This window comes from Streptomyces sp. NPDC045021, assembly GCF_056432645.1.
The window spans coordinates 335,265-356,498 of sequence record NZ_JBWKIQ010000008.1; the positions used below are offsets into that span (position 1 = coordinate 335,265).

At 70.4% G+C, this 21,234-nt stretch carries 16 protein-coding genes; 5 read left to right on the forward strand and 11 right to left on the reverse strand.

The window, feature by feature from the left end; genetic code table 11:
• Positions 1 to 5: 5 nt before the first annotated feature.
• The gene (locus AC07DC_RS24990; RefSeq protein ID WP_478916696.1) at positions 6 to 1,364 is read right to left on the reverse strand and encodes a M16 family metallopeptidase; all 1,359 of its coding nucleotides are present in this window, start codon (positions 1,362 to 1,364) and stop codon (positions 6 to 8) included.
• Between the two features lie 193 nt (positions 1,365 to 1,557).
• On the opposite strand from AC07DC_RS24990, the gene AC07DC_RS24995 reads away from it, so the two are divergent.
• Both AC07DC_RS24995 and AC07DC_RS25000 read left to right on the forward strand, forming a co-directional pair.
• Positions 1,558 to 4,008, forward strand: coding sequence for a DNA gyrase/topoisomerase IV subunit A (locus tag AC07DC_RS24995; RefSeq protein WP_478916697.1), 2,451 nt, complete (start codon positions 1,558 to 1,560; stop codon positions 4,006 to 4,008).
• Between the two features lie 82 nt (positions 4,009 to 4,090).
• Positions 4,091 to 5,005, forward strand: coding sequence for a sucrase ferredoxin (locus tag AC07DC_RS25000; protein WP_478916698.1), 915 nt, complete (start codon positions 4,091 to 4,093; stop codon positions 5,003 to 5,005).
• Between the two features lie 32 nt (positions 5,006 to 5,037).
• Here AC07DC_RS25000 and AC07DC_RS25005 read toward each other — a convergent pair whose 3' ends face one another.
• The 3 genes from AC07DC_RS25005 to AC07DC_RS25015 all read right to left on the reverse strand — a co-directional run bounded on the left by AC07DC_RS25005 (position 5,038) and on the right by AC07DC_RS25015 (position 7,819).
• Positions 5,038 to 6,066, reverse strand: a complete 1,029-nt coding sequence (locus AC07DC_RS25005; RefSeq protein WP_478916699.1) for an ABC transporter substrate-binding protein — start codon at positions 6,064 to 6,066, stop codon at positions 5,038 to 5,040.
• A 63-nt stretch (positions 6,067 to 6,129) separates the two neighbouring features.
• Positions 6,130 to 7,014, reverse strand: coding sequence for an ABC transporter permease (locus AC07DC_RS25010; RefSeq protein WP_478916700.1), 885 nt, complete (start codon positions 7,012 to 7,014; stop codon positions 6,130 to 6,132).
• Positions 7,004 to 7,819: an ABC transporter ATP-binding protein gene (locus AC07DC_RS25015; protein ID WP_277440461.1), complete on the reverse strand. Its 816-nt coding sequence runs from the start codon at positions 7,817 to 7,819 to the stop codon at positions 7,004 to 7,006. Before AC07DC_RS25015 ends, AC07DC_RS25010 begins: the two co-directional genes overlap by 11 nt.
• Positions 7,820 to 8,065: 246 nt before the next feature.
• Between AC07DC_RS25015 and AC07DC_RS25020 the strand changes: the two genes are divergently transcribed.
• Positions 8,066 to 9,757: a sensor histidine kinase gene (locus AC07DC_RS25020; RefSeq protein ID WP_478916702.1), complete on the forward strand. Its 1,692-nt coding sequence runs from the start codon at positions 8,066 to 8,068 to the stop codon at positions 9,755 to 9,757.
• Complete coding sequence (locus AC07DC_RS25025) at positions 9,754 to 10,452, forward strand: response regulator (protein ID WP_478916703.1); 699 nt, start codon at positions 9,754 to 9,756, stop codon at positions 10,450 to 10,452. Before AC07DC_RS25020 ends, AC07DC_RS25025 begins: the two co-directional genes overlap by 4 nt.
• Positions 10,453 to 10,482: 30 nt before the next feature.
• Here the strand turns inward: AC07DC_RS25025 and AC07DC_RS25030 are convergent, their stop codons facing one another.
• The 3 genes from AC07DC_RS25030 to AC07DC_RS25040 form a co-directional block, all read right to left on the reverse strand.
• Positions 10,483 to 12,108 carry a solute symporter family protein gene (locus AC07DC_RS25030; RefSeq protein ID WP_478916704.1) on the reverse strand — a complete coding sequence of 542 codons (1,626 nt, stop codon included), beginning with the start codon at positions 12,106 to 12,108 and terminating at the stop codon, positions 10,483 to 10,485.
• On the reverse strand, positions 12,108 to 12,578 hold the full coding sequence (locus AC07DC_RS25035; protein WP_478916705.1) for a DUF485 domain-containing protein: 471 nt from the start codon (positions 12,576 to 12,578) through the stop codon (positions 12,108 to 12,110). Before AC07DC_RS25035 ends, AC07DC_RS25030 begins: the two co-directional genes overlap by 1 nt.
• A 215-nt stretch (positions 12,579 to 12,793) precedes the next feature.
• Entirely contained in the window at positions 12,794 to 14,917 is a 2,124-nt protein-coding gene (locus AC07DC_RS25040; protein WP_478916706.1) for a DNA gyrase/topoisomerase IV subunit B, read from the reverse strand.
• Positions 14,918 to 15,323: 406 nt separating this feature from the next.
• On the opposite strand from AC07DC_RS25040, the gene AC07DC_RS25045 reads away from it, so the two are divergent.
• Complete coding sequence (locus AC07DC_RS25045; protein WP_138357478.1) at positions 15,324 to 15,554, forward strand: DUF7455 domain-containing protein; 231 nt, start codon at positions 15,324 to 15,326, stop codon at positions 15,552 to 15,554.
• Positions 15,555 to 15,638: 84 nt separating this feature from the next.
• On the opposite strand, the gene AC07DC_RS25050 is transcribed toward AC07DC_RS25045, so the two are convergent.
• The 4 genes from AC07DC_RS25050 to AC07DC_RS25065 all read right to left on the reverse strand — a co-directional run bounded on the left by AC07DC_RS25050 (position 15,639) and on the right by AC07DC_RS25065 (position 21,231).
• Complete coding sequence (locus tag AC07DC_RS25050) at positions 15,639 to 16,487, reverse strand: S1 family serine peptidase (RefSeq protein WP_478916707.1); 849 nt, start codon at positions 16,485 to 16,487, stop codon at positions 15,639 to 15,641.
• 83 nt (positions 16,488 to 16,570) lie between these two features.
• Positions 16,571 to 18,127: an RNA polymerase sigma factor gene (locus AC07DC_RS25055; RefSeq protein ID WP_478916708.1), complete on the reverse strand. Its 1,557-nt coding sequence runs from the start codon at positions 18,125 to 18,127 to the stop codon at positions 16,571 to 16,573.
• A 257-nt stretch (positions 18,128 to 18,384) separates the two neighbouring features.
• Positions 18,385 to 19,335: a FadR/GntR family transcriptional regulator gene (locus tag AC07DC_RS25060; RefSeq protein ID WP_478916709.1), complete on the reverse strand. Its 951-nt coding sequence runs from the start codon at positions 19,333 to 19,335 to the stop codon at positions 18,385 to 18,387.
• Between the two features lie 111 nt (positions 19,336 to 19,446).
• A complete protein-coding gene (locus AC07DC_RS25065) occupies positions 19,447 to 21,231 on the reverse strand; it encodes an ABC transporter ATP-binding protein (RefSeq protein ID WP_478916710.1) in 1,785 nt (594 codons plus the stop codon).
• Between the last annotated feature and the right edge of the window lie 3 nt (positions 21,232 to 21,234).

A 21,234-nucleotide genomic window follows, 5' to 3' on the forward strand; every position in this document is an offset into this window, starting at 1 on the left:
GTCGGTCACTGGTCCGCGCCTTCCTGCTCGGTCTCGTCGGCCGCCTCGTCGGGCGAGCCGGTGGGCTCGTAGACCAGGACGGCTCGGTTGTCGGGGCGCAGCCGGGCCGCGGCGACGGCCCGTACGTCCTCCGGAGTGATCTCCAACACCCGCTGGACGGCGGTGAGCGCCAGCTGCGGGTCGCCGTAGAGCACCGCGAAACGGCACAGCTCGTCGGCGCGCCCGGCGACCGTCGCGAGCCGGTCCAGCCACTCGCGCTCCAGCTGGGCCTGGGCGCGTTCCATCTCCTCCGCGGTGGGTCCCTCCGCGGCGAAACGGGCCAGCTCCTCGTCGACCGCGGCCTCGATGTCGGCCAGTTCGACGCCGCTGGACGCCTTGATGTCCAGCCAGCCGAGCGACGGCGCGCCCGCCAGCCGCAGCAGGCCGAAGCCGGCCGCCACGGCGCTGCGGTCGCGGCGCACCAGCCGGTTGTGCAGCCGGGACGACTCGCCGCCGCCGAGTACGGTCAGCGCCAGGTCGGCGGCGTCGGACTCCCGGGTGCCGTCGTGCGGCAGCCGGTACGCGGCCATCAGGGCGCGCGAGGGCACGTCCTCCTCGACGATCTCGCGCAGCTGTCCGCCCATCACGTCGGGCAGCGACCCGTCGCGGGGGGCGGGCTTGCCGTCGTGGCCGGGGATGGTGCCGAAGTACTTCTCGACCCAGGCCAGCGTCTGCTCGGGGTCGATGTCGCCGACCACGGCCAGGACCGCGTTGTTCGGCGCGTAGTACGTGCGGAAGAACGCGCGGGCGTCCTCCAGGGAGGCCGCGTCCAGGTCGGCCATGGAGCCGATCGGGGTGTGGTGGTACGGGTGGCCGTCGGGGTAGGCCAGCGCGGTCAGCCGCTCGAAGGCCGTGCCGTACGGCACGTTGTCGTACCGCTGGCGGCGCTCGTTCTTGACGACGTCGCGCTGGTTCTCCAGGCTCTCCTCGTCGAGCGCGGTGAGCAGGCTGCCCATCCGGTCGGCCTCGAGCCACAGCGCCAGCTCCACCTGGTGGGCCGGCATCGTCTCGAAGTAGTTGGTGCGTTCGAAGCTGGTGGTGCCGTTCAGCGAACCACCGGCGCCCTGGACCAGCTCGAAGTGACCGTTGCCCGTCACGCTGGCCGAGCCCTGGAACATCAAGTGCTCGAACAGGTGGGCCAGTCCGGTCCGGCCTTTCACCTCATGACGGGAACCGACGTCGTACCAGAGGCACACCGCGGCGACCGGGGTGAGGTGGTCCTGGGAGAGCACCACACGCAGGCCGTTCGCCAGGCGGTGTTCGGTTGCTGTCAGGCCGTCGGAGTCCTGCGGCTGTGTGCCGTCCGACGTGGCCGTGAGACCCATGGGCAAGCTGTCCTTCCGGTCGCGTGCACTTGTCTTGGTCGAGTGCTGACACTCTAGGCAAGCGTGCCGACACCACGCGAAGTTCCCGCTAGCGGCACGCTTATGCCGGGCGGTGGTCACCACTGTCAGTGGGCCGGTCCACAATGGTCCGCGTCAGTCCCGCTCAGGTCCAGGAAAAGGAGCAGCAGCCGCGATGGCCCGCCGCACCACGAAGACCCCTCCTCCCGACGACTTCGAGGAGCGCATCCTCGACATCGACGTCGTCGATGAGATGCAGGGCTCCTTCCTCGAGTACGCCTACTCGGTCATCTACTCGCGCGCCCTGCCCGATGCCCGCGACGGGCTCAAGCCCGTGCACCGGCGCATCGTCTACCAGATGAACGAGATGGGGCTGCGCCCCGACCGCAGCTACGTGAAGTGCGCCCGCGTCGTCGGCGAGGTGATGGGCAAGCTGCATCCGCACGGCGACGCCTCCATCTACGACGCCCTGGTGCGCATGGCGCAGCCGTTCTCGATGCGGCTGCCGCTGGTCGACGGGCACGGGAACTTCGGCTCCCTGGGCAACGACGACCCGCCCGCCGCGATGCGTTACACCGAGTCGAAGATGGCCGGGGCCGCCACGCTGATGGTGGAGTCCATCGACGAGGACACCGTCGACTTCTCGCCGAACTACGACGGCCAGGAGATGGAGCCGGTCACACTTCCGGCCGCCTATCCGAACCTGCTGGTCAACGGCTCGTCGGGGATCGCGGTCGGTATGGCGACGAACATGCCGCCGCACAACCTGGGCGAGGTCATCGCCGCCGCCCGGCACCTGATCAAGCATCCGGGCGCGGACCTCGAGACCCTGATGCGCTTCGTGCCCGGTCCCGACCTGCCCACCGGCGGCCGGATCGTCGGCCTGGCCGGTGTGCGGGACGCGTACGAGACCGGCCGCGGCACCTTCAAGATCCGTGCCACCGTGGCCGTCGAGGACACCTCGCCGCGCCGCAAGGGCCTGGTCGTCACCGAGCTGCCGTTCACGGTCGGCCCGGAGAAGGTCATCGCGAAGATCAAGGATCTGGTCGGCGCGAAGAAGCTCCAGGGCATCGCCGACGTGAAGGACCTCACCGACCGGTCGCACGGGCTGCGCCTGGTGATCGAGGTCAAGAACGGCTTCCACCCCGAGGCTGTGCTGGAGCAGCTCTACAAGCTGACGCCGATGGAGGAGTCCTTCGGCATCAACAACGTGGCGCTGGTCGACGGGCAGCCGCTCACGCTGGGCCTCAAGGAGCTGCTGGAGGTCTATGTCGACCACCGCTTCGAGGTGGTCAGGCGCCGCAGCGAGTTCCGCCGCACCAAGCGTCGGGACCGCCTGCACCTGGTCGACGGCCTGCTGGTCGCCCTCATCGACATCGACGAGGTCATCTCGATCATCCGGTCGAGTGACAATTCGGCGCAGGCCAAGGAACGGCTGATCGCCCACTTCTCGCTGTCCGAGATCCAGACCCAGTACATCCTGGACACCCCGCTGCGCCGGCTCACCCGGTTCGACCGCATCGAGCTGGAGTCCGAGCGCGACCGCCTGAACGCCGAGATCGAAGCGCTCACGGTGATCCTGGATTCGGACGCCGAGCTGCGCAAGCTGGTCTCCAACGAGCTCGCGGCGGTGGCCAAGCAGTACGGCACCGATCGCCGCACCGTCCTGCTGGAGTCGGCGGGCGCGCCGGTCTCGGCCGTCCCGCTGGAGGTCGCCGACGACCCGTGCCGGGTGCTGCTGTCCTCCACGGGGCTGCTGGCGCGGACCGCCAACGGCGAGGAGTTCGACGACGGCGAGGGCAAGCGGGCCAAGCACGACGTGATCGTCTCCGCGGTGCCGACCACCGCGCGGGCCGATGTCGGCGCGGTCACCTCGGCCGGCCGCCTGCTGCGGCTGACCGTGATCGATCTGCCGATGATGCCGGACACCGCGGGGGCGCCGAACCTGGCGGGCGGTGCGCCCGTCTCGGAGTTCCTGTCCCTGGAGACCGGCGAGCGGGTGCTCTGCCTGACCACGCTCGACGAGTCCTCGCCCGGTCTCGCGCTCGGCACCGAACAGGGCATCGTCAAGCGGGTGGTCCCCGACTACCCCGCGAACAAGGACGATCTGGAGGTCATCGGCCTCAAGGACGGCGACCGGGTGGTGGGCGCCGTGGAGCTGCGCACCGGCGAGGAGGACCTGGTCTTCATCACCGACGACGCCCAGCTGCTGCGGTACCCGGCCTCGCAGGTGCGCCCCCAGGGGCGCCCGGCGGGCGGCATGGCCGGCGTCAAGCTGACCGACGGGGCGAAGGCGATCTCCTTCACCGCCGTCGACCCGGGCGTGGACGCGGTGGTGTTCACCGTGGCCCGCGCCGAGGGAACGCTCGACGGCTCGGTCCAGGGCACCGCCAAGCTCACCCCGTTCGAGCAGTATCCGCGCAAGGGCCGGGCGACCGGCGGGGTGCGCTGCCAGCGCTTCCTGCGCGGTGAGGACGGTCTGGTGCTCGCCTGGGCGGGCGCGGTACCGGCCCGCGCCGCGACGGCGACGGGGATGCCCGCCGACCTTCCGCCGAAGGACCCCCGCAGGGACGGTTCAGGGGTGGCGCTGGCCAAGCCGATCACGGTGGTGGCCGGACCGGTCTAGCCACCGGCTTCGCGGACAGCGGGCGACAGGGCGCGGCACCGGCGGTGCCGCGCCCTGTCGCGCTCCGGTTAGGCTGCCCTGCGTGAGTACGTGCACGAACGCTTCGGCGGAGCTGGCCGAACCGCTCGCCGCTACCGCCGCCACCGCCAGAACCTGGCTCCTGATCGAACAGCCCGGTCCCTGGGGCGCCAAGGCCTTCACCGCGAGCCATCTGGATCCGGTGGTGGGCCGGGCCCTGGAGAAGGCCGCGGACGGCACCGGGGTCCGAGTCGCGCTGATCCGGCGTCCGGGGCGCCACGCGGACTGTCACGTCCCGTCCCGGCACCAGGTGCTCGTCGCCCATGTCGTCCCCGGACGGTCATGGGTCCGGCAGGACGTGGTCGACGAGCCCGCCGCGCTGCTGGAGCTGGACTTCGCCGCGCTGGGCGCCGGCGAGCACCAGGGATTCGGCGCGCCGCACACCGAGCCGGTCGCGCTGGTCTGCACGAACGGCAAACGAGACCGCTGCTGCGCGCTGTACGGTCGCCCGCTCGCCGCACAGCTGTCCGCCCAGGGCGGCGACAGCGATGTATGGGAGATCACGCATATCGGCGGCCACCGGTTCGCCCCCACCATGCTCGTCCTGCCGACCGGCTACGCCTACGGGCGGGTCGACACGGATCTGGCGCACGAGGTGCTGAAGGCGGCCCGCGACGACCGGATCGCGCTCGACGGCTGCCGCGGCGCCTCCGCCTGGGACCGGCCCGGCCAGGCCGCCGACCTCGCGGTCCGGTCCCTGACCGGTGAAGTCCGGGCGGGAGCGCTCGTGGTGGAGCGTACGGAGGGCTCGGCGCCGTCCTGGACGGTGCGGGTGGCGCACACCGACGGCCGGGCCTGGGACGTCTGCATCACCGAGTCCGCGGCGCTGCCCCCGCGCCCGGAGAGCTGCGGAGCGGCCCTCGGCTCGCCCGCCCGGATGGATGTCACCGGGATCGGAGCGGTGGCCGGGGGCCGCTGACAGCGGCTGCGCGGAGCCGGGCGGGGTTCGGATCAGCCGGCCTTCTTCACAAACTCCGACGTGTAGGTCTTCTGCAGATCCACGTTGGCGTGCCGCAGGTTCGGGTTGAACGCCTTGAGGACCTTCTCGACGGTCTGCGGACCGTCGGCCGGCATGACCCCGTCCTTGGTGAACATCGGCAGCGTGGCCTTGATCGACTGCGCGTACAGCTCCTTGCCGCCCTGCGCGTAGTCGGCCGGCATCTTCGCGGCGATCTCCTCCGGGGTGTGGGCGGACATCCAGGTGAGGGTCTTCACGAAGGCGTTGGCCAACTTCTGCACCGTCTCCTTGTGGCTGTTCACCCAGTCGGTGCTCATGTAGAGGCTGGACGACGGGTAGAGACCGCCGAGCGCCGCCTTCGAGCCCTCGGGGGTGCGCATGTCGTACAGCACCTTGCCGATGCCCTTGTCGAGGATCTGCGCGACGGTCGGGTCGGTCGTCATGCCGCCCTGGATCGAGCCCTGCTGCAGGGCCGCGATGAACGTCTGGCCGGCGCCGACGGCGACGGGGGTGAAGTCGCTGACGTCGACGCCGTTCTTGACGGCGAGGTACTTGGTGAGGAAGTCGGTGGAGGAGCCGAGGCCCGTCACGCCGAGCTTCTTGCCCTTGAAGTCCTTGGCGGAGGAGATGTCGCCGGCCGCCTTGGTGGAGACCACCTCGACCTCGCCGGGGGCCTGCGCCAACTGCACCACGGACTCGATCATCTTGCCCTTGACCTGCAGGTCAAGGGTGTGGTCGTAGAAGCCGACGACGCCCTGCACATCGCCGGAGACCAGCGAGGTGGTGGCCTGCACACCGGCCGGCTCGGTGAGCAGAGAGACGTCGAGCCCCTCGGCCTTGAAGTAGCCGAGCTGCTGGGTGAGCATCGCGGGCATGTAGATGACCTTGTCCAGGCCGCCCACCATGATCTTGACCTTGCCGTTGTCGCCCGCCGCCGAGGAGTCGCCGCCGCAGGCGGTGAGGGTGCTGAGGGCGAGCGCTCCGGCGACCGCGACCGCCGAGATTCTGGCCATGCTGCGCATGTTCACGTCCTTGTGAGGGGGTGGAGAGGTGAGGGAGGTACGGGGTTCCCCGGGTTCGGGGTCTCAGGGTTCGGTGCCGGGCTCCGCCGGCTTCCAGCGGAACAACCGCTTCTCGCCGAACGTCAGCAGTCCTTCGGCCAGCAGCGCCACCACGGCGAGAATCACCATGGCCGCGTAGACACCGGCCGCGTTGAAGGTGCCCTGGGAGGCGGAGACCAGCAGGCCGAGGCCCTTGGTCGCGCCGATGTACTCGCCGACGATGGCGCCGATCAGCGCGAAGCCGAACGAGACATGCAGGCTGGTGAAGATCCAGGACGTGGCGGACGGGATGACCACCTGCAACGTCACACGGCGGTTGCTCGCGCCGAGGATCCGGGCGTTGGAGACGAGGTTGCGGTCCACCTCCCTGGCGCCCTGGAAGGCGTTGAAGAAGACCGGGAAGAAGACCAGGACGACCGCGGAGGCGACCTTCGAGGCCGGGCCGAGGCCGAACCAGATGAGGAAGATCGGCGCCAGCACGATGCGCGGAAGCGCGTTGAGGACCTTGATGTACGGGCCGAGGACGTCGGCCAGGAAGCGGACCCGGCCGAGCGCGATGCCCAGCAGCACGCCGGCGACGACGCCGATGATCCAGCCGAAGAGCGCCTCGTAGAGCGTGTACCAGATCTGCTCCCACAAGGAGCCCTGCGCGGTGCCGTGCAGCGCCCACTCCCGGATCTGGTCCCAGATCTTCGACGGCATCGAGAAGTTGAACGGGTCGATGATCCCGGCGCGGGCGAACCACTCCCACAGGCCGATCACGGCGACGAGCAGCAGCAGACGGGTTCCGTAGACCAGGACCCGGCGGTTGCGGGCGGCCCGTGCTCGGGCCTCGGTGCGCTCGGTGGACGCCTTGGCGGGCCGGCCCTTGGTGGTCACGGCGTCGGCGACGGCGGTTTCAGGCTGCATTGCCGGCTCCCCTCTCGCGGGTGATGCGGACTTCTTCGCCCAGCGAGGACCAGATCTCCCGGTAGATCTCCAGGAACCGCGGTTCCATCCGGACCTCCTCGACCTTGCGCGGCCGTGGCAGGTCGATGGTGAAGACCTCCTTGACGGTCGCGGGTCCGGCCGTCATGACCACGACCTTGTCGGCGAGCGCGATCGACTCCTCCAGGTCGTGCGTGACGAACACCACCGAGGAGCCGGTGCCGGCCCACAGGTCGAGCAGTTCGTCGGACATCAGCGCCCGGGTCTGGACGTCGAGCGCCGAGAAGGGCTCGTCCATCAGCAGGATCTCGGGGTCGTTGACGAAGGTGGCGGCGAGCGCCACGCGCTTGCGCTGGCCGCCCGACAGCTGGTGCGGATAGCGGTCCTCGAAGGACGTCAGACCCACCCGGGCCAGCCACTCGCGGGCCCGTTCCTTCGCCTCGGCCTTGGGTACGCCGCGGAAACGGGGACCTGCCATCACGTTGGACAGCACGGTGCGCCAGGGGAAGACGGCGTCCTGCTGGAAGACGAACCCGACCTTGTCGCCGATGCCGCGGACCGGCTCGCCGGCCACCAGCACCTCGCCCTCGGTCGGCTCCTCCAGGCCGCTGACCAGGGTCAGCGTCGTGGACTTGCCGCATCCGGTCGGTCCGACGACCGCGACGAACTCGCCGCGCTCCACGGTCAGGTCCAGATCACGTACAGCGGTGTGCAGCGCCCCGGACGGGGTCCGGAACGCCTTGCTCGCTCCCCGCAACTCGATGGCGGGACTCGTTTGACTGCTCATGGGGCGGGACGCTAGGCGCGGCCCGGGTCATGGCGGCAGCCTTGTGAGCACAGGGCGCCTTCTGCTCACAACCGCTGTTCTGCTCGTTTTGCTCGCTCCCGCACAACGAAAGCGAAACGGAGTCTGTGCATCCGCCTCTTTGGCGTTTACGTTGCGTTCACAGACGGGACACGGCGGAGCGTCGTGGCAGCGAACGTTGCAAACCCTGGTTTACCTACCCATATCGCCACAGCAGAAGGAGACCGCATGCGCATCCGGTGGCCGCGCCGCGTCTCCGCACAGGTCCTGCTGACCCAGGTCGCGATCACCACGGGCGTCACGCTGCTGGCCACCGCCCTGTTCCTCGCACCACTGAGCCACCAGCTCGACGACCAGGCGATGCGCCGCGCGCTGTCCATCGCGCAGACCGCCGCGGCGGAACCGCAGATCGCTGACGCGCTGCTCACCTCGGAGCCCACCCCTGACGGCCCGGTCCAGGCCGAGGCCGAACGCATCCGCCTGGCCACCAAGGCCGAGTACGTCGTCGTCATGGATCTCAACGGAACGCGATGGTCGCACACCGAGGAGGACCGGATCGGCGAGCACGTCTCCACCGATCCCAGCGTGGCGCTGGCCGGCCAGGAGATCATGCAGATCGACAACGGCACCCTGGGCCGCAGCGCCCGGGGCAAGGTGCCGCTGCGCGACAGCAGCGGCCGGATCGTCGGCGCGGTCTCCGTCGGCATCGCCTACAACAGCGTCCGCGAACGGCTGCTCGACGCGGTCCCCGGACTGCTGCTGTACGCGGCCGCCGCGCTCGCGGCGGGCGTGCTTGCCGCGATCGGCGGCTCGCGAAGGCTGCAGCGCCGCACCCACGGGCTCGCGTTCGCCGACATCTCCTCGCTGCTCGACGAGCGCGAGGCGATGCTCCACGGCATCCGGGAGGGCGTCGTGGCCCTGGACCGGCAGGGCAGGATCCGGCTCGTCAACGACGAGGCCGGGCGGCTGCTCGGGCTCGGCCCCGACGCCACCGGACGCGCCCTGGACGACGTTCTGCCGCCGGGCCGCACGACGGACGTCCTGACCGGCCGGGTCGAGGGCACCGACCTGCTGACCGTGAGCGGCGGCCGGGTGCTGATCGCCAACCGGATGCCGACCGGTGACGGCGGCGCAGTCGCCACGCTGCGTGACCGTACGGAGCTGGAGCTGCTCGGCCGCGAGCTGGACAGCACCCACGGGCTGCTGGACGCGCTGCGCGCCCAGGACCACGAACACGCCAACCGGCTCCACACCCTGCTGGGCCTGCTCGAACTGGGACTGCACGACGAGGCGGTGGAGTTCGTCGTCGAGGTCGCCGACACCCACCGGTCCACCGCGGAGCAGATCGCCGAACAGGTACGGGATCCGCTGCTCGCCGCGCTGCTGGTCGGCAAGGCGGCCATCGCCGCCGAACGCGGGGTGGCCCTGCGGATCTCCGCCGCGACCGTGCTGCCCGACCGGGTGGTCGATCCCCGCGACCTGGTGACCGTGCTGGGCAACCTCATCGACAACGCCCTGGACGCGGCCGCCGCGCACCGCACCGCCGATTCCTTCGTGGAGGTCGAGCTGCGGACCGAGGAGGACACCACCGTCGTCCTGCGGGTTTCCGACACCGGCCCCGGGGTGCCGCCGGAGGCGCGCGACCTCATCTTCACCGAGGGCTGGTCCACGAAGGAGCGCCCGGCGCACCGCGGCCGGGGGCTCGGCCTGGCGCTGGTCCGGCGGCTCGCCGAGCGGTACGGCGGCATCGCCCGGGTCACCGCCCGCGCGGGCGGCGGCGCGGTCTTCACCGTGGTGCTGCCGGAGTCCCTGGTCGCGGACGACGTCAGCGGCCGCCGGACCGGCCACCCCACCGAATTCGATCAGCTCACCGGGCTCACCGGGCTCACCGGGCTCACCGGCGCAAGGGAGACACGATGATCGAGGTACTGGTCGTGGACGACGACTTCCGCGTCGCCGAGATCAACGCGGCCTACGTGGCAAAGGTCCCCGGCTTCCGGGTGGCCGGCCGGGCCCACACCGCCGCCCACGCGCTGGCCACTTTGGAGCGCACCCGGATCGACCTGATCCTGCTCGACCACTACCTGCCGGACGAGACGGGCCTGACGCTGGTGCGCCGGCTGCGGCAGCTCGGCCACCACGCCGACGTGATCATGGTGACGGCGGCCCGCGATGTCGCGACCGTCCAGGCCGCGATGCGCTACGGCGCGCTGCAGTACCTGGTCAAGCCGTTCACCTTCGCCGGGCTGCGGGCCAAGCTCGACGGATACGCGGCGCTGCGCCGCACCCTGGACGGGGTCGGCGGGGGCGGCGAGGCCGGCCAGGAGCAGGTCGACCGGATCTTCGGCGCGCTGCGGACCGCGGGAGCCGCCTCGGCCGAGCTGCCCAAGGGACACTCGGCGCCCACCGCGGACCTGATACGGCGGGTGCTGCGCGAGGCCGGGCATCCGCTCTCCGCCCACGAGGTGGCCGAGCGCGCCGGGTTGAGCCGCTCCACCGCGCAGCGCTATCTGAAGTACCTGGAGCAGGCGGGGCGGATCGGCCTGACCCTCAAGTACGGCGACACCGGGCGCCCCGAGCACCGCTATGCCTGGGCGGCGGCAGCGGCGGACTGACCCCGGTGTGCGGGCCGTTCCGCCGCCGCGTCACACCGCTCCCGCGCCGGTGAGGGAACGCACCTCGGTCTCCGCGTACTTGCCCGGGTCCTCTGGCTCCGGGAAGAGCACGGTGCCCAGCCAGCCGGCCAGGAAGCCCAGCGGGATGGAGACCAGTCCCGGGTTCTCCAGCGGGAAGAGATGGAAGTCCACACCGGGGAAGAGCGCGTCGGGGCGTCCGGAGACCACGGGCGAGAGCACGACGAGGACCAGCGCGGGGATCAGCCCGCCGTAGACGGCGCAGACCGTTCCCCGGGTGGTGAAGCGGGGCCAGAACAGCGAGAACAGCAGCGCGGGCAGGTTCGCCGAGGCGGCCACCGCGAAGGCGAGACCCACCAGGAAGGCGATGTTCTGCCCCTGCGCGAACAGGCTCAGGGCGATCGCCACCGCGCCGATCCCGACCGCGGCGAAGCGCGCCACCCGCACCTCCTCGTTCCCGGTCGCCGGGCCCGCGTGCTTCCCGCTGCGGCGCAGCGTGGCGTACAGATCGTGCGCGACCGAGGCGGACGAGGCCAGGGTGATTCCGGCGACCACCGCCAGGATCGTGGCGAAGGCCACCGCGCCGACGACGGCGAACAGAACCGTTCCGCCTGTGGAACCGGCTCCCCCGCCCAAGTCCTGGGCCAACAGCGGCACGGCGGTGTTGCCGGCCGCGTTGGAGGTGCGTACCGCGTTCGAGCCGACGACCGCCGCAGCGCCGAAGCCGAGGACGATCGTCATCAGGTAGAAGGAACCGATCAGCCCGATCGCCCACACCACCGACCGGCGGGCGGAGCGCGCGGTGGGGACCGTGTAGAACCGCGACAGGATGTGCGGCAGCCCGGCCGTGCCGAGCACCAGGGCGATCCCGAGGCTGATGAAGTCCAGCTTCGAGGTCCAGCTCCCGCCGTACTTGAGACCGGGCGCCAGGAAGGCGCTGCCGTGTCCGCTGCCGGCCGCCGCGGAGCGCAGCAGACCGTTCAGGTCGCCGTGGAAGCGGATCAGCACCAGCACCACGAGCGTGATGGTGCCGCCCATCAGCAGCACGGTCTTGACGATCTGGATCCAGGTCGTCGCGCGCATGCCGCCGAACGACACGTAGACGACCATCAGACCGCCGACGCCGATCACCGTCCAGGTACGGGACGCGCCGCTCTGCCCGCCGAGCAGGAGCGCCACCAGGCTGCTCGCGCCGACCATCTGCGCGACCAGGTAGAGCACCGAGACGATGACCGAGGAGGTGCCGGCCGCGATCCGGACCGGCCGCTGCCGCATCCGGGCGGAGAGCACGTCGGCGAGGGTGTAGCGGCCGCAGTTGCGCACCAGTTCCGCGACCAGCATGAGGACGACGAGCCAGGCGACGAGGAAGCCGACCGAGTACAGCAGGCCGTCGTAGCCGAAGAGCGCGATGAGACCGGAGATGCCGAGGAACGACGCCGCCGACATGTAGTCGCCCGCGATGGCGAAACCGTTCTCCATGGGGGAGAAGAGCCGGCCCCCGGCGAAGAACTCGACCGACGAGCTGCGCCGCCGGCCCGCCCAGGCGGTGATGGCGAGGGTCACGGACACGAAGACCGTGAACAGGACAAGAGCGAGCCCCTGGTGCTCGTTCGCCGGATCTGCCAGGTAGCGGACCATCAACGCATCCGCTCCTGGGTGTCCCAGCGCAGGTCGAGCGCCGCTCGGTCCCTGCGCAGCCGCGCGTGCCGCGAGTAGGCCCAGGTCAGCAGGAACGTCGTGGCGAACTGCGCCAGCCCCGCGACCATGGCCACATTGAGCTCACCTGCGACCGGGCGGCTCATCAGACCCGGCGCCACTGTGGCCGCCACCACATAGAGCAGGTACCAGACGAGGAAGGCCGCGGCCGCCGGAAAGGCGAACCTGCGGTACTGGCCGCGCACTTCCTGGAACGCGGCGCTCCGCTGCACCTCCAGGTAGATCACGGCCCGGTCCTGCTCCGTTCCCGCGACGGGCGTCGCGGGAGGCGCCGGCACAGGTGACGGTGCCGGAGCCGTGGGGTCCGGTACCCAGAGACCGGCGGCCAGGGCGTCGTACCAGGGGTCGTCCACCCGCAGCGCACCCGGGTCGCCCCCGTCGTGCTTGTCCACCGAACTCTCCTCGCTTCACAAGCCAATTGGCTGTGCGCCCAAGCATGGACAGAACGGGAAGATCCGGTGCCATCAAGCTGAAACGTTCACCCCATCAGGTGATGCCGTGCCGGTAGGCATATCCGACGACCTGTGCCCGGTCCCGCACCCCGGCACGTCGAAGGGCTCCTCCACCCGGGGGTGGAGGAGCCCTTCGACGCGCCGGCCGGTCGCGCCTAGGCGTCGATGCGGGACCGGTCGAGCGTCGCCGCCGAGTTGGTGATGAACTCCTTGCGCGGTGCGACCTCGTTGCCCATGAGCAGGTCGAACGCCTGCTCCGCGGCCTCCAGATCGCTGATGTTGATCCGGCGCAGGGTGCGGTGTCGCGGGTCCATCGTGGTCTCCGCGAGCTGGTTGGCGTCCATCTCACCCAGACCCTTGTAACGCTGGATGCCGTCCTTGAAGCGGACGTTCCGGCGCTGGAGGTCGAGCAGCGTCTGCCGCAGCTCGCTGTCCGAGTAGGTGTAGATGTACTTGTCCTGCCCCTTCTTGGGCTGGACGAGCTCGACGCGGTGCAGCGGCGGCACGGCCGAGAAGACCCTGCCCTGCTCGACCATCGGACGCATGTAGCGCTGGAACAGCGTGAGCAGCAGGCAGCGGATGTGCGCGCCGTCGACGTCGGCGTCCGCGAGGAAGATCACCTTCCCGTAGCGCGCCTGGTCGATGTCGAACGTCCGGCCCGACCCGGCTCCTATCACCTGGATGATCGCTCCGCACTCGGCGTTCTTCAGCATGTCCGAAACCGACGACTTCTGGACATTGAGAATCTTGCCGCGGATCGGCAGCAGTGCCTGGAACTCCGAGTTCCGGGCCACCTTGGCCGTACCGAGCGCCGAGTCGCCCTCGACGATGAACAGCTCGGTGCGGTCCACGTCGTCGCTGCGGCAGTCCGCGAGCTTCGCCGGCAGCGAGGAGGTCTCCAGCGCCGTCTTCCGGCGCTGCGCGTCCTTGTGCTGCCGGGCCGCGATGCGGGTGCGCGCGGCGGCGACGGTCTTCTCCAGCACCGCCCGCGCCTGCAGCTTCGTGTCGCGCTTGGCGGAGGTCAGGAACTCCTTGAGCTCCTTGGCCACGACGTTGGCCACGATCCGGTTGGCGGCCGAGGTGCCGAGGACCTCCTTGGTCTGGCCCTCGAACTGCGGCTCGGCCAGCCGCACGGTGACGACCGCCGTCAGGCCCTCCATGGCGTCGTCCTTGACGACGTCGTCCTCGGCGACGCGCAGCAGCTTGGCGGAGCGCAGCACCTCGTTGACCGTCTTGGTGATGGCCCGCTCGAAGCCGGTGACGTGGGTGCCGCCCTTGGGGGTGGCGATGATGTTCACGAAGGACCGCGACACGGTGTCGTACCCCGTGCCCCAGCGCATCGCGATGTCCACGCCCAGCTCGCGGGTGACCTCGGTGGCCGTCATGTGGCCGCGGTCGTCCAGTACCGGGACGGTCTCCTTGAAGCTGCCGCTGCCGGTCAGCCGCAGGACGTCGCAGATCGGCTTGTCCTGGGAGAGGTACTCGCAGAACTCGCTGATGCCGCCGTCGTAGTGGAAGACGTCCTCGACGGCCTTGCCGTCGCCCTCCAGGTCACGTTCGTCGCGGACGAGGATGGTCAGGCCCGGCACCAGGAAGGCCGTCTGGCGGGCGCGCTGGTGGAGGTTCTCCAGCGAGATCTTGGCGTCCTTGAGGAAGATCTGGCGGTCCGCCCAGTACCGGACGCGGGTGCCGGTCCTGGCCCGGGGGACCTTCTTCGCCTTGGTCAGGCCGCTCGCCGCGTCGAAGGAGGAGTCGGGACCCGCTCCGGAGAAGGAGCCGGGCACACCGCGCCGGAAGCTGATGGCGTGGGTGTGGCCGCTCCTGTCGACCTCGACGTCGAGGCGGGCGGAGAGGGCGTTGACGACCGAGGCGCCGACGCCGTGCAGGCCGCCGGAGGCCGCGTAGGAGCCACCGCCGAACTTGCCGCCGGCGTGCAGCTTGGTCATCACGACCTCGACACCCGACAGCCCCGTCTTGGGCTCCAGGTCGACCGGGATGCCCCGGCCGTTGTCGCGGACCTCGACCGAGGAATCACTGCGCAGATAGACCTCGATGCGGTCGCAGTGACCGCCGAGGGCCTCGTCGACGGAGTTGTCGATGATCTCCCAGACGCAGTGCATGAGGCCACGGCTGTCGGTCGACCCGATGTACATGCCGGGGCGCTTGCGGACCGCCTCCAGCCCCTCGAGGACGAGCAGATGCCGCGCGGTGTAGTTGGAACCGTCGCGATCTGCGCCCGTCAGCAGCGCGGAGGACGGCACGGATGTTTCGGCGGTCACGCGGGCAGCTCCTCGATAAAGTTCTTCGGCCGTGTCGGTGAGAGGGTACCGAGACCTGGTACGCCAGTTGTGCCGCGACCCGGTATCCGGGCCCCAGAGTAGCCCCGTATCGATCGTACGTTCGATACCTCATTTGAGTGATACACATGTCACGTTCCCATTGAGGCATGAACCATTTAGGCTCCGGGCACGTCCTCACCAACAACCGGCAACCCAGTCGGTGGACATAAACGGACAAGCGCCCCAAAAGCGACAACTAACGCATCAGAGGCCAATCCGCTACCAACAGGTAGCATCCAGTCACTTCGAAGTCAGATTTCGAGGAAAAGCCACGAGCGGGAACGTTTTCGGCCTGGTTGGATGTTGACCCTGGTACGACAGCTCGTCGAGCTAGAGAAGAGGCGACGTGACTACAGTTCTGACCCCCGCGAGCCCGCTGACGGCGGCGGACCGCTGCGACCGTTGCGGCGCCCAGGCATACCTGCGCGTCGTCCTCATCAGTGGCGGCGAACTGCTCTTCTGCGCGCACCACGGGCGCAAGTTCGAGCCCGAACTCAAGAAGATCGCTGCGGAAATACAGGACGAAACCGGCCGACTCACCGACACCCCGGCGCAAACGGTCGAGGACGAGCACTGACACATCGCACCTGCGACGAGCTCGGACCGACGGGCGGCCGGACCCCACCTGGGGCCGGGCCGCCCGTCGGCTCTTCCGGGCCCGTTAGCGGTGGCGCATGTCCAGTGCGCTCGTGACCATTGCGCTGACCGAGGAGATCCGGGTGTAGACCCCGGGATGTCCGGCCTCGGCGCATCCCGTGCCCCAGGAGACCAGACCGACCAGCTTGCCGCCGACGACCAGCGGCCCGCCGCTGTCGCCCTGGCAGGCGTCTCTGCCGCCCTGCGGCTCTCCGGCGCACAGCATGGTCTTCCGCAGATACGTGCCGTCCGCATTGCCCGGGTAGGCCCGCTCACAGACCTCGTCCGCCAGCACGGCCACCTCAGCCGAGCGCAGGACCGGTGAGTACGCCCCGGCGCCTGTGGTGTCCCCCCAGCCGTACACACGGGCCGGCGAGCCCGCCAGATAGTCCTGCGGGTCGCCAGGCCCCGCCATAGCGATGGCCGATCCGGCGGCGAGCGGGCTCTCCAGTGTGACGACCGCCACATCGCCGGCATTCGTCACCGGGTCGTATCCCGGGTTGATCCGGACCTGGCGCACCCGTATTTCGCGGCCTTCCGCGCCGTGGAGGTCGACCCGGCCGGCGATGACGCGCAGATCCCGGGCGTCCCGCCAGTCCCCACCGAGCACATCACGGCCGAAGCAGTGCGCCGCGGTGATCACCGTCGAGGCGGAGACCACGGCCCCGCCGCAGAACTGGCCGGATCTCGTCGATCCGAAACGGTCCCGGCTGGCCAGCGCCACCACCCAGGGCCGCTGCCCGGCGACGACCGGGTCGCCGCCTATGACCGCCGCCCTGGCCTCGGTCGCGGCGCCGGGGACCCCGAGCGGCACCGTCAGCGTGGCCAGCACCACCGCCGACCCGCTGAGCAGCATCCGGAACGTGGAACGCATACGGCCTCCTGACCCTGTGGATCCCTCTGGAAACCCAGAGTGATCCATAGGACCGGAGGCCGCATCCGCTGGATGGGGAAGGATCAGTCCAGATAGTCGCGCAGCACCTGCGAGCGCGACGGGTGCCGAAGCTTCGACATCGTCTTCGACTCGATCTGGCGGATCCGCTCGCGCGTGACCCCGTAGACCTTGCCGATCTCGTCGAGCGTCTTCGGCTGCCCGTCCGTGAGGCCGAAGCGCATGGAGACCACGCCCGCCTCCCGCTCGGACAGAGTGTCGAGCACCGAGTGCAGCTGCTCCTGCAGGAGCGTGAAGCTGACCGCGTCGGCCGGCACGACCGCCTCGGAGTCCTCGATGAGGTCTCCGAACTCGCTGTCGCCGTCCTCACCCAGCGGGGTGTGGAGGGAGATCGGCTCACGGCCGTACTTCTGGACCTCGATGACCTTTTCGGGGGTCATGTCGAGTTCCTTGGCCAGCTCCTCCGGGGTGGGCTCGCGGCCCAGGTCCTGGAGCATCTGACGCTGCACACGGGCCAGCTTGTTGATGACCTCGACCATGTGCACCGGGATACGGATGGTGCGGGCCTGGTCGGCCATCGCGCGGGTGATCGCCTGGCGGATCCACCACGTGGCGTACGTGGAGAACTTGAAGCCCTTGGTGTAGTCGAACTTCTCGACCGCACGGATCAGGCCCAGGTTGCCCTCCTGGATCAGGTCCAGGAAGAGCATGCCGCGGCCGGTGTAACGCTTGGCCAGCGAGACCACGAGACGGAGGTTGGCCTCCAGCAGGTGGTTCTTGGCCCAGCGGCCGTCCTCGGCGATGATCTCCAGCTCGCGCTTGAGCTTGGGGGCGAGCTTGTCCGCCGCCGCCAGCTTGTCCTCCGCGAACAGGCCGGCCTCGATGCGCTTGGCGAGCTCGACCTCCTGCTCCGCGTTGAGCAGCGGAACCTTGCCGATCTGCTTCAGGTAGTCCTTGACCGGGTCGGCGGTGGCACCGGCCACCGCGACCTGCTGGGCGGGAGCGTCGTCCTCGTCGTCGTCGGAGAGCACGAAGCTCTCGGACTCGGGCTTGTCCGACTCCTCATCACCCTTGCCGGGCGTGGTCGTCTCGTCGGCTTCTTCACCGTCGGCGGCCTCGTCATCGCCCGAGGTCTTCTTGGCGGCGGTCTTCTTGGCCGCCGTCTTCTTGGCGGCGGTCTTCTTGACCGCCGTCTTCTTGGCCGCCGGCTTCGCGGCGGGTGCGTCGGATTCTTCGACCGAATCCACCGTCTCGGCCTCGACAGCCCCCGCGGGAGCGGTGGCGGCCTTGGCGGCGACGGTCTTCTTGGCGACGGTGGCCTTGGTGACGACCGTCTTGGTGGCGGTGCGCTTCGCCGGGCTCTTGGCTGCGACGCTCTTGCGAGTGCGCTTGGGCTCCTCAGCGGCACTGACCATCAGCGTCACACCTTCCTCATCGAGGACCTGGTTGAGGCTGCGCAGAACGTTCTTCCACTGGGTTGCCGGAATCTGGTCCGCTTCGAAGGCCCGACGCACGTCGTCGCCGGCGATCTGCCCCTGAGCCTTACCCCGCTCGATGAGCGCCATCAGAGACTCGGACTCGGCGATCTCCGGCGGGAGCGTACGGGATGTGCTGGCCGACACGAACAACCTCTCGGAACGATGGGAACGACTCGGTGGAACCGCTCAGGAACACAGCGTCAGAACTCTCGCTGCTATTCCTCGTGCGGCCATCACCTCTTAAGTCATCGCGCTGCCTCGCCAAGCGTTACGCCCGGCCCACGTGGCCCGAGTCACACCCCATACCAACTGTACTGAACCGATACCGGGACACTCTTCGCGCAATGGCGCCGCCGGCCCCGGACCGATGGTCCGGGGCCGGCTGCGGTTGGGCCGTGCGGTCAGTGCTCGCGCGGAGCCGGGACGACGTGGTCGGCCGCGGGGACCTCGGTGTGGACCGCGAGGAGCTGGCGCATGGTCGCTTCGGCGCCGACTCCGTCACCCGACGCGAGCGCCTCGACGATCCTTCGGTGCAGGCTCACGGCGGGCTCGCCGGGCCGCTCGCAACCGGTGACCGGGCCGCCCGACACGTGCAGGGCGGAGGAGACGATGCCCGCCAGGTGCTCGAGCATCCGGTTCCCGGCCACCTGCAGGAGCAGGGAGTGGAACTCGGCATCCGCCCGGGAGAAGGTCAGGGAGTCGCCCTGGGCGGCGGCGTGGCCCATGATCTCCACCATGTCGGCGAGGCGCTGCTGCACGTCCTCGCGGCCGTGGCCGGCGGCGAGCCGCGCGGCGAGCGGCTCGATGGTCCAGCGCAGCTCGAACAGTTCGCGGCGCTGGTCGTCACGCTGCGGGCCGAAGGCCCGCCATTCGATGATGTCGGGGTCCAGCAGGTTCCAGTCGGCGACCGGGCGGACCCGGGTCCCGACGTTCGGCCTGGCACTGACCAGGCCCTTGGCCTCAAGGACGCGCAGGGACTCGCGCACCACGGTGCGGGAGACCTCGAAACGCTGGCCGATCTCCTCGGGGACGAGCGGCCGGTCGGCACCCAGGTCGCCGGAGACGATCATCTGGCCGAGCTGCTGGACGAGTTGGCCGTGCAGCCCGCGGCCACGGCTGCCGCCGGCCCGGCGGCCGACCCGGCCCATGTCCGAGTCCGCGCCGTCCCACGAGGGAAGGCCGGGGCGGTCGACACCTGAGGCGTCGGCGTACGAGTAGCGGTCGAGCTCGGCCGGGCCGACGATGCTGGAGTCGGCGGAACGAGCCGTGGTCATCAGGGTGTGCGCAAGGGTACTCACGCATCCTTTGTCGGCGATGCCACGGCAGGCCTTGAGGGCTTTGCTGAAAAGCACACGAAAGGGTGAGCGCCCATCACCTGATAATTGACGCTTTATCGGAACGAAACGCCCTGCATGACAGGCCAGGGAGACAGTTCCGTTTATCCGACCGCGAGTTGGGCGGCGTCAACGTCCACGGCCGCGCAACACCGTTGCGAGGTGGGCGCAGAGCAGGACGGTGAGCGACAACACGAAGGCGCAGCCGAACGGTTGGACGGCCGCTCCGGCGACCCCGGCCGCGGTGCTGCCGACGCCTCCGGGCCAGCCGCCGAGGACGCTGAGCAGCGCCCCTGCCGCGTCGATCATGTGCCCGCCGGTGCGGCTGTGGACCACCAGCCCGACCGCCGGAGCCACGACCAGTGGCACCGCCAGGACCGCCGTCATACCCAGCGCGGTGGTGCGGAAGAGTCCGGCGGCCAGCAGCCCGGCCCAGGCGCAGCCGACGGCCAGCGCCACCCAGCCGGCCGCCTGCGCGGGCCGGTCGATGGGCAGCGGAACCCGGCCGGGCCCGAGGATCACGCGGAGCACGACGGTGTCGAGCACCGCGGCGGCGGCCGCGATCAGCAGCGCGGCCGCACCGCTCACGAGCATCTTGGCGACGAGCAGCCGCAGCCGCCGGGGCACCGGTACCTGGGCGGGCGCCAGCGCCGGGTAGCGGAACTCCTGCCCGTAGGCGAGCGCGCCCAGCAGGCCCGCGCCCATCGCGGCGGGCGGCAGCGGAAGTTGACGCACCCAGCCGGACATCATCGACAGGGGTGACGTTTCGCCGGTGCGCGAGAGCACCAGGGCTCCGGCCACCGAGGCGAACAGGGACAGCGCGGCGATCCACCACGGAGTGCCGACACCACCGAGCCGGCGCAGCTCGTACCGCAGCGGCTGGACGGGCGTGGCCGGCGGGACGGCTCCCCGGGAGGGGGCGGGGGTCCGGGCGGGGGCGGGGATCCGGGCGGGCGCAGCGGGATCCGTCGGGGGCGGTGCGGCAGGCTCCACCTGGGCAGCCACGGGCGGGGCGGCAGCTGGCCCGCGACCGTCGGCGCGGCTCAGCGGGGCGACCGGGCCGAGGTCGGCGACCTCGTCCGCCAGCCGGTGCAGCAGGATCCCGTTCCGGTAGGCGATCTCCCCGATGTGTGCGGAGGTGGTGCCGTAGATGACCAGGCGGCTGCCGGCGGCCGTGGCGATCTCGGCGCCGCTGTCGGTCAGAACGCCGGCGAGCCGCTGCGCGTGCGGGGAGTGGACGGCCACATGCGGGCGCAGCCGGGTGCGGGTGAACTCCTCGGCGGACTGGTCCGCCACCAGCCGGCCGCCGTCGATCGTGACCACCCGGTCGGACGTCCTGGCCATCGCCTTGGCGTCGCGCCCGGTGACCAGAACGGCTCCGCCCTCGGCCGCGTAGGCGCGCAGCAGCGCGTGCACCCAGGCGGCTTCACGGGGCGTCAGGCCGAACGACGGTTCGTCCAGAAAGAGGGTCCGCGGTTCGGCGAGCAGCGCCGCCCCGAGGCCGAGCCGCCGGTCCATGCCCAGTGAGTAGGTGCTCAGACGGTGGTCCGCGAGGCCGGTGAGGCCGACGATGTCGAGCACCTCGTCGGCCCGCTCCGCCGGGACGCCGAGCGCGGCGGTGAGCATCCGGAGATGGCTCCGCGCGGTACGGCCGGGGTGCCCCGGCACATCGCCGAGCAGGATGCCGACCTCGCGGTTGGGGTTCCGGACCCGGTGCAGGGGGGCGCCCTCGAAGAGGGTGACGCCCCTGCCCGCCTCGAGTTCGAGCATCAGCCGCAGCGTGGTCGATTTTCCCGCGCCCGGCGCGCCGAGCAGGCCGGTGACCTGCCCGGGACGGACCTCGAAGGTGAGGTCGTCGACCGCGGGCGGACCGTTACGGCGGGGCATGCTGGTCAATCCGATGGCCTGGATCACCCT